Raw genomic sequence first — 12,212 nt, 5'->3', positions numbered from 1 at the left:
TTTTGCCATCACAAACGAAGTGCGGCGATCTTTAATTGGTTAGGCATAGCAAATCACCTGTCATTGCGAAGAGCAATGCGACGCGGCAATCACCCAGACAACCCATACAAATAGATTGCTTCACTGCGTTCGCAATGACATGTCGAGGAGTCACCGCAAGCGAAGTGCGGCGATCTTTAGTCGATAGAAACCCTTATTTCTTATATGAACAGGACTGCTATATAAACAAGCATTTAAACAGCCAATACATATAATTATTTTCACTTAGCATTAATGTTTTAGATGACCTTAAGCCAATCAAAACGAATTAAAAAATATTTACATCCCTTTATTTTCAGCCATCCACAAGGCATTGAGGTTTTTTTACATTTAATAATCAAACACTTAGATTAATTCATCATAATATATTAATCTGCTTGTAAATAATTTTAATTACTCATTGACAAAAAAATCCGGCATATTAATCGATGTACTTCAGAAGCACAGTGTTTAAGCGCAAATGAGTAGTGCCAAAACTCCGAATACATCTGGGTTTAGTCACTGTTACTTCTTACCCAAATAAAACAACAAAACTCTAAAAGAAATAAGAAAGAGAGCAGTATGAGAAAAACAAAATTAGCATTAGCCATTGCAGCAACCGCTATGGTTTCTACTCCAGTATTAGCAACGAACGGTGACGTCCTAATTGGTCTAGGCGCACAATCACGAGCACTTGGTGGTACAGGTACCGCAGCATTCTTTGGTGCGGAAAACGCCCTGACTAACCCAGCACTGCTTGCTAAATCACAAGGTTCAGAATTTTCAATCGGCGGCACAGTATTTATGCCGGATGTGGAAGCAAATGGAACGACAAGTGACAACGACCTAAACATTATTCCTGAAGTTGCCATGTCAACTCGTATTAACGACAATCTAACCTTCGGCCTTGGTATGTTTGGCTCTGCTGGCATGGGTGTTGATTACCGTAAAGATCCAAATCTGTTCAATGCTTACAGCAACCTTCAGCTAATGAAGTTTGCTCCAACTCTGGCGTTTAATCAAGATAACTTCGGCTTAGGCTTCTCACCTGTAATTCAATATGGTGCGCTTGATATAAATTTCAATAACAACCTTGACACTGGACAGACTGTTGGTAACGGCATGTCTACCGATTTAGGTTACGGCTTTAACCTAGGCGGCTATATAGATGTAACCCCAGAATTGACCCTAGCCGCATCTTACCAGTCTGCAATCAGCATGGAATATGACGGTCAAATTTCAACTGCTTCCGCACCATTTGGTGCAAATATGGGCGACACTCTTGAGCAACCAGCTGAAATTAAAATCGGTGCAGCATACACCATGGACAATTGGATGTTCACAGCTGATGCTAAACAAATTAAATGGGAAGACGCTGACGGCTATAAAGAGTTCAACTGGAAAAACCAAGAAGTCTATGCCATTGGCGCAAAATACACTGGTAAAGACTTCTGGGTCGGTGCAGGCTATAACTATGGCTCAGACCCTATTGAAGTGATTGGAGCTGGAGCTGGACAAACAGTTGACATGTTTAACAACCTTTTCTTCCCTGGCATTGTTGAATCACACTATACAGTGGGCGCTGGCTTTAACATAACCAAAAACTCAGCGATTGACTTCGCATTAGTCTATGCTGACAAAGTATCAAAAACTGTAAACGTTGATACCTTACTTGGACCAGGCGCAGCAGTAACTACAAATCACTCACAAACGGGTTACACTGTTGCATACCGTATGAACTTCTAAGATTTATTTCTTAAACGTTTAAGCGAATAAGCCGCTGTAGTAATACAGCGGCTTTTTTACTCCTCTCCGCTAACTGTACGTACTTAACCTTACTAACAACTTATTTTTTATTTAATAATAAAATATTTATATCCAATACGCTTAACTACTAAGCCAATAAAGTAATTCCCCCAGCAAACGCATCAATAGGCTATACACGCCTAAAAACCTGCACTGCAAACATTATATATGCTCTATATAAACGTACTTTTATACACACCAAGAAACATAAGAAAACCCTTATAAACTTTTATACTTATTAATTAATAAAACTAATACTAATTTAATATTTTTTAATTATTAAAACTCTCTCAAAGGTTGCATAGTAGGCTGTGATTTTTGGAAAGGTTCTTTACCTTCCACATAACATAACAACAGAGAGTGAACGTAATGAAAAAAACAAAATTGGCATTGGCTCTAACCACAGCCGCTTTCGCCTCAAGCGCAATGGCCACAAATGGTACTAATATGATTGGCATCGGTGCTCAATCAAACGCCATGGGCGGTACAGGTGTTGCAGCCTTTTTTGGTGCTGAAAACCTACTGGCAAACCCTGCATTGATTGGTAAATCAGAAGGTACCGAGCTAATTTTTGGTGGAACTATCTTCTCACCGGACGTACAAACTGAAAATAATGCCACTACTGATGGGAGCGCAGTATCAGATACTAGCGACGCGAATTTATTCGTCGTACCATCTGCCGCTTTCACTAGCCGTATTAATGAGAACATGGTTTATGGTATCGGGATGTTTGGAACGTCCGGCATGGGTGTTGATTACCAAGATAATCCAGACATTATGCGTGCTCAATCCGCGCTGCAAGTTTTACGTTTTATCCCAACACTTGCCTTCCATGACCACAATTCCGGCATTGGCTTCTCGCCAATTATTCAGTATGGCGCTCTAGATATCCACTACAATACCGAGGGTACGCAGTACGGATCCTTACCAGGAGATAAAAGTAATGGTCACGGCATGGCGCAAGGCCTAGGATTTGGTTACGCTGTTGGTGCCTATTACGATGTAAGTAAAGCATTGACACTGGCTGCCTCTTATACCTCCAGTATTGAAATGGAATACAAAGGCCAGCTTTCTAGCGCATCCGAGCCATTCACTCCTCTAATAGGAGAAGCATTCAAAGATGATTTAGAGCAACCGGCAGAAATAAAACTTGGCGCTGCTTATAATTTTGGAAATATGACGTTTACCGCGGATGCTCGTGAAATCATGTGGGCCGATGCAAAAGGCTATGGCGACTTCGGCTGGGAAAACCAAAAAGTATTTTCTCTAGGAGCAAAGTATAGCGGAAAAGAGTATTGGGTAGCAGCAGGCTACAACCATGCTGACAATCCGATCAAAGAACAAGACGGTACAACAGGAAGAGGTGCAGTTATTAACTTCTTTAATAATACTTTCTTCCCTGCAACCACAGAAAGCCACCTTTCTTTGGGCGGCGGCATGGCAATTAGCAAAAAAGCAACCGTTGAAGGCGCTTTTGTTTATGCACCAGAAGTCACCAACCGTGTTGATATTAGTGGCATGGGATCAGGAGCTCCTATCCCTGCCCCTTCATTGAATGGCGATTACAGCGAAACTAAACACTCACAAATGGGCGCGACCATGATGATTCGCTATAACTTTGATGAATAATCTCTGGTTATAAACATTTGAGCAACAGAAAGCGGTCCTATGGCCGCTTTTTTAATTCTAGAGAACGAAAAAGGATTGCATAAAAAAAAGTTTTTGACCTAACACAAATAGGTCTTTTTACTATGCTATTTTTTGTGCATACTAGGAGCCAATGCTTACAAAGCTTGATGGAGAAAGCTATGGCACGTGTACTTATCGCCGGTTGTGGAGACCTTGGCTGTCAACTTGGGACTATCCTTAAACAACAGGGTCATGAGATTTTCGGCATTCGTCGCAATATCGACAATCTACCTAGCGAAATCGAAGGGATTGAATGCAACCTTTTCACTCCTATCTGCGACCTACCCGAAAAAATCGACTATGTTTTTTATATCGTTTCTGCCGCCAAGTATAAAGACAACGATTACTACCAAGCTTACGTACTCGGCGTGCGCAATCTACTCAAGGCATTGAAAGGCCATCCGGTTAAACGTTTCTTTTTCACCTCAAGTACTTCAGTTTTCTCACAAAGCGACGGCGAGTGGGTTAACGAGGAATCCGCTACTGAAGGCCACGGTTTCTCAACCAATCGTTTACTGGAAGGTGAAGAACTGTGCAATGAAAGCACTATTCCAAGCACCATTATCCGCTTTGGCGGAATTTACGGGCCGGGACGAACTCACTTAATCGACCTCGTCCGTGAAGGTAAGGCGCACTGTATGGAAAACGTTTGGAGCAATCGCATTCACTCAACTGACTGTGCCGGCATCTTTGCACATTTAATGAATTTAGATATGCAAGATGCGAGCGCGGTTGCAGAACTTTATGTCGGTGTCGATAATCAACCCACCCCGTCTTGTGAGGTATATGAGTGGTTAGCGGAAGAATTAAATGTTCCGGAAGTTGACCATCAAGAACCGAGCGAAAACTCGCGCCAGATGAGAAGCAATAAGCGCCTAAGCAATGAACGCATTCGCAATAGCGGCTATGAGTTTAAATACCCGACCTACCAAGACGGTTATGCGGAATTGATTCTGGAAGACTAAGCTTAGTCTTTAAAATTGTTTCTAAGAGATTCCCGCCTACGCGGGAATGACGAGCCATGAGGTTGTTATTGAATTTCTTTAAAAGGAGATCCCCTCCCCAGCGCGGGAGTGACGGGTTATATCACCTTCTCAGGAACGATGTGCGGTGTATTCTCTAATTTCGTCATTCCCGTGCTTGACACGGGAATCTCACAAGGCAAAGATCTCGTTCGAGATTAATCTCGTTTATCTTGAGAATGATTAATTTGCTCAGGTGAACGTTCTTGTTTTTCCGTCCACTCGCCTTCGATAATCGTTTCATCATTCTTGCGATAGCGATAAGCGCCACGAGTCTGCATACCCTTCAGGCTTTGACGTACCATTGCTGCACGCACTGGTGGAATCAGTAATAAAAATCCTAAGGTGTCGGTCATTAGACCCGGGATAAATAGCAGAACACCACCGATAAAAATCAAAACCCCATTAACAACCGCTTCTTGCGGCGGCTTGCCGCTCTGCAAATCCGTTTGCGCCTGAACCATAGTTGCCATGCCCTGCTGGCGAATCAAATAAATACCGGCAATAGCAGTTCCAATTGTCAACAATACCGTCGGTAAAGCACCGATAACAGAACCCAATTCAATTAAAAGGTACAACTCCAACAAAGGAATCAATAGAAAAAAAAGTAAGAATATCTTCATAAAGCTAGCTCCACCCTAAAAAACCTGATTACCGTTTAAAAACAAACACTTAAGATGATGATTAATACAACTTATCGTCAAATAAATCTAGCTAGCTTTGAGCTTTATTTATTTTCATGGAAATTGTTATAAAATGCGCTCATTAAATTATCAATATATGGCTTAATCCATCGTTTTAAAGCCATATTTGTCAATAAAAGAGAAATTGCTATGTCACTAGGTGCTGCATTTAACCATAAAATCCAGAACTCATTCGCCCTTATCCTTGCCTTCTGGACTTTGACTTTCATTACATCAACCGGCGTTCAAGCCGATGAATTGCTGGAAGTTGACCAAGCATTTGAACTACAAACGCCTACCGTCAACAATGGTCAAATCAAAATCCATTGGAAAATTGCCGAGGACTACAAGCTTTATAAAGACAAAATGTCGGTCAGTGCAACGAATACTGATTTAGGCGACCTTCAATACTCTGCTTCCAAAACTGTCGACGATCCACTTTTCGGCAAAACTGAAATTTTTGCTAAATCCGCAACCATCACAGTGCCATACACGGGTACCGCAACGCAAAGCGAGATCACCGTTAAATACCAAGGCTGCGCAACCCTTATCGGTGTTTGCTACCCGCCGCAAGAACGTAAATTCATGGTTAATCTACCTGCCGTTTCTAACTCTCAAGCAGAAACCAACAATAGCGGCGTGCTAGGCTCTCTTAAGTCGTTGAATAACTTTCTTGCCGACAGCAGCGGACAACCAGAACTTTTAAAAGCCGACGACGCATTTAAATTCAACGGCGTGCAAAACGGCAATAAAATCGACCTTGAATGGCAAATCGCCGAAGACTACCACCTATATCGTGACAAAATTAAAGTCAAAATTACCCAAGGTGATGTCCAAGTTGCAGAGCTACAACTGCCGCAAGCAACCGAAATCGACGATCCACTGTTCGGCAAAACGAATGTTTACCACGGCTTGCTGCAAGCCAGTCTGCCGATTAATTCCGCTACCCAAAACAGTACTGTCGAAATCGAATACCAAGGCTGCTCGGCAGCTTCCGGAGTATGCTATCCGCCGACACGTAAAAGCGTAACTATCGATCCAGCAATGACGACCCAAGGTTCGGCAATTCCGCAACTTGCAACCGCAACCGTTGCAAGCGACAAGGCTTCACAAGACCTTTCGGAAACCGACCTAATAGCCGATACGCTGAAAAACAGTAGCGTATGGATTGTTATTCTGACCTTCTTTGTCTTTGGATTGCTCCTGTCACTAACGCCATGTATCTTCCCGATGATTCCAATTCTATCAAGCATTATCGTCGGTCAAGGCGACCAGCTAACTACCCGCCGCGCCTTCATTATGTCGCTAGTGTATGTTTTAGCGATGTCGATTACCTACACCGTGGCCGGTGTTCTGGCAGGCGTATTTGGTGAAAACCTACAAGCCGCGTTCCAAAACCCGTGGATTATCGGTTCGTTCAGTGCGGTATTCCTACTATTAGCACTATCAATGTTCGGCTTCTATGAACTACAACTGCCAAGTTCACTGCAATCGAAATTAACCAACCTATCTAACAAACAGCAAGGCGGCACCTTAACCGGTGTAGCGATTATGGGCTTTTTGTCAGCGTTGATTGTCGGGCCTTGTGTTGCACCACCATTAGCTGGCGCATTGATTTATATTGGTCAAACCGGTGATGCACTGCTTGGTGGTATCGCGCTATTCGCGATGTCAATCGGTATGGGCATGCCGCTACTGTTGCTTGGTACTTCAGCAGGTAAATTACTGCCACGTGCCGGTGCGTGGATGGATGCAGTCAAAGCCGTTTTCGGAGTCATGCTTATTGGTGTGGCTATCTGGATGGCAGGGCGAATTTTACCGGCAGAAGTCACTATGTTCGCTTGGGCACTGCTACTGATTATTTCGGCAGTTTACCTTGGCGCCTTCAACAGTACGGTCGACAAATCGGGCTGGTTCAAACTGTATAAAGGCATGGGGCTAGTGATGTTTATCTACGGCGCTATCTTGCTGATTGGCATGCTAGGTGGCTCAAAAGACACCTTACAGCCATTAAAAGTTTTCCAAGGCGGCGGTTCAAACATTAGTGCCCAAACCAGTGACAAACTACCGTTCCAAGTCATCAAAAGCGCTGAAGACTTAGATAAAGTGCTGGCGCAAGGTAAACCGGTTATGCTGGATTTCTATGCCGACTGGTGTGTAAGCTGTAAAGAGATGGAGCAGTTCACTTTCTCTGATAGCAATGTTAAACAAGCACTAAGCGGAGTGATCCTATTGAAAGCGGATGTTACCGCTAATGATGACATCGACAAGGCTTTAATGAAGCGTTTCGGCATTATCGGCCCACCGGCAATTCTGTTCTTTGAAAACGCCCAAGAAAAGAAAGCACAACGTGTTGTCGGCTTTAAAAACGCTGAAGATTTTACCGCGACCATCAATAAAGCTTTTGGCAAATAACCTCTCTGTCTCCTCCTGAAAAGTGATTAAAGACGTCACTTTTCAGGAAAACCCTTTACAGCCCTGCCCCGCTCACAACTTTCACAGCAGAACGCGCCTGTTTAGAGCAATTCACATAACAAAACCGCTTTTTCAATCAAATATTCCGCATTTTACTGGCTGTATAGATAGTTAAAAGCACACCTATCAGTTATAATCGCGGCACAGAAGTTATTTATTGATAATGAAAGGTTCTCCTCAATGGCAACAATATTGGTAATCAATGGGCCAAATCTAAATATGCTTGGCCGTCGCGAACCGCAAATCTATGGTCGCCAAACGCTTGCCGATGTCATTGAAAACCTAGAAGTTCTTGCCGACGAATACAATATCCGTTTACGCGACTTCCAAAGCAATGCAGAATTTGAAATTATCAACCGCATTCATCAAGCAATGGATGACGGCACCGACTACATCATTATCAACCCTGCCGCTTTTACGCATACCAGTGTCGCCATTCGCGACGCCTTAGCCACAGTCAATATCCCGTTTATCGAAGTGCATATTTCCAATATCCACCAACGCGAACCTTTCCGAACTCATTCCTATTTTTCGGATTTGGCGGACGGCATTATCGCAGGACTGGGAACCAAAGGCTACGAGCTGGCACTGCATGCTGCGGCAGACAAATTACTATAACAACCTAATTTTCACAGATAAGACCTGTCTAAAAGCAGGCCATAGAGCAAAGGATAAATCATGGATATTCGTTCGATTCGTAAACTGATTGAGATTGTTGAGCAATCAGACATCGCCGAAATTGAAATTAAAGAGGGTGAGCACAATATTCGCATTACCCGTAGCCAAGAGCCAGTGTATGTAAGCGCGCCTGCGGCACCGGTAATGGCCGCACCTGCAGCAGCTCCTCAAGCCGCTGCGCCGGCTCCTGCAACAGCTCCTGTTGCGGAAACAGCGCCTGCCGCACCAAGCGGTCACAGTGTAAATTCGCCAATGGTAGGAACTTTCTACTCTGCACCGGCACCAGATGCTGCACCGTTTGTAAAAGTTGGCGACCAAGTCAGCGAAGGCGATACCCTTTGCATTATCGAAGCGATGAAAATCATGAACCCGATTGAAGCAGATAAGAGCGGAACAATTAAGCACATTATGGGTGTAAACGGTGAGCCGGTAGAATACGACCAGCCACTATTTATCATCGAATAATCACCGCCACTGACAATTAATAAGGTCATTACATGATTGAAAAAATTCTAATTGCAAACCGCGGTGAAATTGCCCTGCGCATTCTGCGTGCTTGTAAAGAGCTTGGCATTAAAACCGTCGCGGTTCATTCGACTGCCGACGCCAGTTTGAAGCACGTACTGCTTGCAGATGAAACCGTTTGTATTGGACCTGCCGCCTCGACCGACAGTTACCTAAATGTACCAGCGATTATCTCGGCTGCGGAAGTGACCGATGCTGAAGCGATTCACCCGGGTTACGGCTTTCTAGCGGAAAACGCCGACTTCTGCGAACGCGTAGAAGAAAGTGGTTTTGCTTTTATCGGCCCGACTGCAGATACCATTCGCCAAATGGGTGACAAGGTTGCCGCAATCCGGGCGATGAAAGCGTCCGGCGTACCGACCGTTCCAGGTTCAGGCGGCCCTCTCGGTAACAACGATGCAGAAAACCTACGCATCGCTAAAGAGATCGGCTATCCGGTCATCATCAAAGCGGCTGGCGGTGGCGGTGGCCGCGGTATGCGCGTGGTACATACCGAAGCCAACTTACTTAAGTCAATTCAGCTAACCAGTACCGAAGCGAAAACCTTCTTTGGTAATGCTGAAGTGTATATGGAAAAATTCCTTGAAAACCCTCGCCATGTGGAAATCCAAGTTCTGGCGGACGGCCAAGGCAACGCGATTCACCTAGGTGAACGTGACTGCTCAATGCAGCGTCGTCACCAAAAAGTGGTTGAAGAGGCACCGGCGCCTGGCATTACCGAAGAGCAACGTCAAAAAATTGGTGGCGCTTGCGTTAATGCTTGCCTAGAAATCAACTACCGCGGCGCTGGGACTTTTGAGTTCCTGTATGAAAACGGCGAATTTTATTTTATCGAAATGAACACGCGTTTACAGGTAGAACACTGTGTTACCGAGATGGTGACCGGTATCGACTTAGTTAAAGCACAAATCGAAGTGGCAATGGGCATTCCATTAAGCATCAAACAAGAAGATGTGAAAATGAACGGCCACGCTATCGAGTGTCGTGTTAATGCCGAAAACCCTGCGCGAAACTTTATGCCTTCGCCAGGTAAAATCGAGCGTTTACACCTACCGGGCGGCTTAGGTGTTCGTTGGGATTCTCATATCTACACCGGTTACAGCATTCCACCGCACTACGATTCGATGATTGGTAAACTGATCTGTCACGGCGCCGACCGAAATTCAGCAATTGCTCGCATGAATAATGCGCTTAGCGAATTAATTATTCAGGGCATTGATACCAATATTCACATGCAACGTGAAATTATGAATGACCACGGCTTCGTTGAAGGCGGACAAAACATTCATTATCTTGAGCACCGTCTTGAGCATTTAGTTTAAGCACTAATACCGCAAGACTCAGCAAACCACTGGCGTTTAAAATGGCGCCAGTGGTTTTTGTTTTTCATACATAGGACACCAAATATGGCTTGGATTCAAATCAATACCACCGCAGCCGAAGCATTAGCCGAACCGCTTTCCGATGCGTTTATGGAATGCAATTCTGCCTCGGTCACTTTCCAAGACGCTGAAGATCGCCCTATTTTCGAACCGGAATTAGGCACAACGCCAATTTGGGAAACCACCAGGGTTACCGCCCTATTCGATGCTGAAGTGGATGGCAAAGCAATGATTGAAATGGTCAAACAAATCGTGCCCGCCGCTTCAGAACTTACTTTCAAAATCGACCAATTGGAAGATAAAGATTGGATTCGAGAATGGATGGATCAATTCCAGCCAATGCAATTCGGCGATAACCTTTGGATTATTCCAAGCTGGTGTGAAGCCCCAAACCCAGAAGCAATCAACCTAATGCTTGATCCTGGCATGGCATTCGGCACCGGTACCCACCCGACCACGGCGATGTGTCTGCGTTGGCTAGATGCCAACCCTCCAGCGGACAAAACAGTCATCGACTACGGTTGTGGTTCAGGGGTTCTGGCATTGGCCGCCTGCAAACTCGGCGCGGCAAAAGTCAGCGGTACCGATATTGACCCACAAGCGATTCAAGCCTCGCAACAAAATGCAGCTGATAATGAAGCCGAAATGCATTTTGCTTTGGTTAAAGATTTTGATTCCGAACCGGTTGATTTATTAATCGCCAACATTCTTTCCGGCCCGTTAAAAGAACTCGCATCTGAATTTCAGCGCTTAGTAAAAACCGGTGGTCAACTGGTGCTTTCCGGCCTATTACAAACCCAAGCAGCTGAACTGCAAGAACACTACAAAGACTTTGGTTTCGAGCTAAACACGCTAGAAACCGAGGAAGAGTGGGCGCGCTTAAGCGGTCACAAGGTAAGTTAACACCACCATGTTACAGATAGGCACCTATCAATTTGCCAACCCTCTGGTGCTAGCACCCATGGCGGGGGTCACTGACGCGGTGTATCGCAAGTTATGCCGCGAAAACGGTGCAGCCTATACTCTGGCAGAGATGGTCGCTTCAAAAAAGGAGCTACGCGACTCCAAAAAATCCTCAACGCGCCATGTCGATAAAAACGATCCTGAACCGCGCGCGGTGCAACTTATCGGCACTGATGCGCAAGAACTGGCAGAAGCCGCCGCTTGGCAAGAAAGCCAAGGCGCGCAGATTATCGATTTAAATATGGGCTGCCCTGCCAAGAAAGTCTGCGCCGTGGCTGCCGGCTCCGCACTAATGGCTGAACCGGATAAAGTCAGCGAAATTTTTAATACCGTCGTTGCTGCCGTACAAACGCCAGTGACCGTTAAAATCCGTACCGGAACCGACCCAGAAAACAGAAACGCGCTACAAATTGCGAAAATCGCACAAGATTGCGGGCTACAAGCGGTCAGCATTCACGGTCGAACTCGAGCCGAAAAATTCCAAGGGCAAGCAGAATACGACACCATAAAACAGGTTAAAACTGCACTGCACATTCCAGTAATCGCCAATGGTGACATTTGCACACCCGAACAAGCTAAATTTGTATTAGAATACACCGGTGCTGACGGCATCATGATTGGTCGCGCCTCACAAGGTTATCCGTGGATATTTCGTGAAGTAAATCATTACCTTAAACATGCCGAAAAATTGTCCGGCCCCTCTCTGGAAGACTTTTATCAAACCATCCAGCAGCATATGTCCGGACTCTATGAACTTTATGGTTTTGAGCACGGCGTACGTATCGCTCGCAAGCATCTCGGCTGGTACACTCAAAACCTTAGCCAGCAACTTGCACCTGCCGAGTGTACAAAATTACGCCGCAGTTTTAACCTGCTACAAACAGCACCAGAACAACAACAGTTAATCATTGATTTTTTCGAGCAGGCTTTTCAGTGCCATTAAGGCCAAAGCCCTGCCCGACTAACCGACA

Annotated in this window: 10 protein-coding genes; 9 read left to right on the top strand and 1 reads right to left on the bottom strand. The window is 45.0% G+C overall.

Annotated features, from left to right (window positions below):
- Positions 1–600: 600 nt before the first annotated feature.
- The 3 genes from J3998_RS05465 to J3998_RS05455 all read left to right on the top strand — a co-directional run bounded on the left by J3998_RS05465 (position 601) and on the right by J3998_RS05455 (position 4,478).
- Positions 601–1,764, top strand: a complete 1,164-nt coding sequence (locus J3998_RS05465; protein ID WP_208148462.1) for an OmpP1/FadL family transporter — start codon at positions 601–603, stop codon at positions 1,762–1,764.
- Positions 1,765–2,193: 429 nt separating this feature from the next.
- The gene (locus tag J3998_RS05460; RefSeq protein ID WP_208148461.1) at positions 2,194–3,453 is read left to right on the top strand and encodes an OmpP1/FadL family transporter; all 1,260 of its coding nucleotides are present in this window, start codon (positions 2,194–2,196) and stop codon (positions 3,451–3,453) included.
- Between the two features lie 179 nt (positions 3,454–3,632).
- Complete coding sequence (locus tag J3998_RS05455) at positions 3,633–4,478, top strand: NAD-dependent epimerase/dehydratase family protein (protein WP_208148460.1); 846 nt, start codon at positions 3,633–3,635, stop codon at positions 4,476–4,478.
- 215 nt (positions 4,479–4,693) lie between these two features.
- Here the strand turns inward: J3998_RS05455 and J3998_RS05450 are convergent, their stop codons facing one another.
- Positions 4,694–5,158 carry an FxsA family protein gene (locus J3998_RS05450; RefSeq protein WP_208148459.1) on the bottom strand — a complete coding sequence of 155 codons (465 nt, stop codon included), beginning with the start codon at positions 5,156–5,158 and terminating at the stop codon, positions 4,694–4,696.
- Positions 5,159–5,368: 210 nt separating this feature from the next.
- Here J3998_RS05450 and dsbD point away from each other — a divergent pair, with 210 nt between their 5' ends.
- From dsbD to dusB, 6 genes are all read left to right on the top strand, one after another.
- Positions 5,369–7,633 (top strand): protein-disulfide reductase DsbD, encoded by a 2,265-nt coding sequence (dsbD, locus tag J3998_RS05445; protein WP_208148458.1) that lies wholly within the window; start codon positions 5,369–5,371, stop codon positions 7,631–7,633.
- 240 nt (positions 7,634–7,873) lie between these two features.
- Positions 7,874–8,311: a type II 3-dehydroquinate dehydratase gene (aroQ, locus tag J3998_RS05440; protein ID WP_208148457.1), complete on the top strand. Its 438-nt coding sequence runs from the start codon at positions 7,874–7,876 to the stop codon at positions 8,309–8,311.
- A 60-nt stretch (positions 8,312–8,371) separates the two neighbouring features.
- Positions 8,372–8,836 carry an acetyl-CoA carboxylase biotin carboxyl carrier protein gene (gene accB, locus J3998_RS05435; RefSeq protein ID WP_208148456.1) on the top strand — a complete coding sequence of 155 codons (465 nt, stop codon included), beginning with the start codon at positions 8,372–8,374 and terminating at the stop codon, positions 8,834–8,836.
- Between the two features lie 32 nt (positions 8,837–8,868).
- A complete protein-coding gene (gene accC / locus J3998_RS05430) occupies positions 8,869–10,218 on the top strand; it encodes an acetyl-CoA carboxylase biotin carboxylase subunit (protein WP_208148455.1) in 1,350 nt (449 codons plus the stop codon).
- An 84-nt stretch (positions 10,219–10,302) separates the two neighbouring features.
- Positions 10,303–11,181, top strand: a complete 879-nt coding sequence (prmA, locus tag J3998_RS05425) for a 50S ribosomal protein L11 methyltransferase (RefSeq protein ID WP_208148454.1) — start codon at positions 10,303–10,305, stop codon at positions 11,179–11,181.
- Positions 11,182–11,188: 7 nt separating this feature from the next.
- Positions 11,189–12,184, top strand: coding sequence for a tRNA dihydrouridine synthase DusB (gene dusB, locus J3998_RS05420; RefSeq protein WP_208148453.1), 996 nt, complete (start codon positions 11,189–11,191; stop codon positions 12,182–12,184).
- The last annotated feature ends 28 nt before the right edge of the window (positions 12,185–12,212 follow it).

The organism is Thiomicrorhabdus marina (genome assembly GCF_017571465.1).
Classification (GTDB): domain Bacteria; phylum Pseudomonadota; class Gammaproteobacteria; order Thiomicrospirales; family Thiomicrospiraceae; genus Thiomicrorhabdus; species Thiomicrorhabdus marina.
Note: the sequence above shows the minus strand (reverse complement) of the source record. Positions and strands in the feature narration are given on the sequence as shown.

Excerpts from the sequence above, each read along its gene's own strand:
- J3998_RS05465 (WP_208148462.1), top strand. The coding sequence starts at position 601 with ATGAGAAAAACAAAATTAGCATTAGCCATTGCAGCAACCGCTATGGTT.
- J3998_RS05460 (WP_208148461.1), top strand. The coding sequence starts at position 2,194 with ATGAAAAAAACAAAATTGGCATTGGCTCTAACCACAGCCGCTTTCGCC.
- J3998_RS05455 (WP_208148460.1), top strand. The coding sequence starts at position 3,633 with ATGGCACGTGTACTTATCGCCGGTTGTGGAGACCTTGGCTGTCAACTT.
- J3998_RS05450 (WP_208148459.1), bottom strand. The coding sequence starts at position 5,158 with ATGAAGATATTCTTACTTTTTTTTCTATTGATTCCTTTGTTGGAGTTG.
- dsbD (WP_208148458.1), top strand. The coding sequence starts at position 5,369 with ATGTCACTAGGTGCTGCATTTAACCATAAAATCCAGAACTCATTCGCC.
- aroQ (WP_208148457.1), top strand. The coding sequence starts at position 7,874 with ATGGCAACAATATTGGTAATCAATGGGCCAAATCTAAATATGCTTGGC.
- accB (WP_208148456.1), top strand. The coding sequence starts at position 8,372 with ATGGATATTCGTTCGATTCGTAAACTGATTGAGATTGTTGAGCAATCA.
- accC (WP_208148455.1), top strand. The coding sequence starts at position 8,869 with ATGATTGAAAAAATTCTAATTGCAAACCGCGGTGAAATTGCCCTGCGC.
- prmA (WP_208148454.1), top strand. The coding sequence starts at position 10,303 with ATGGCTTGGATTCAAATCAATACCACCGCAGCCGAAGCATTAGCCGAA.
- dusB (WP_208148453.1), top strand. The coding sequence starts at position 11,189 with ATGTTACAGATAGGCACCTATCAATTTGCCAACCCTCTGGTGCTAGCA.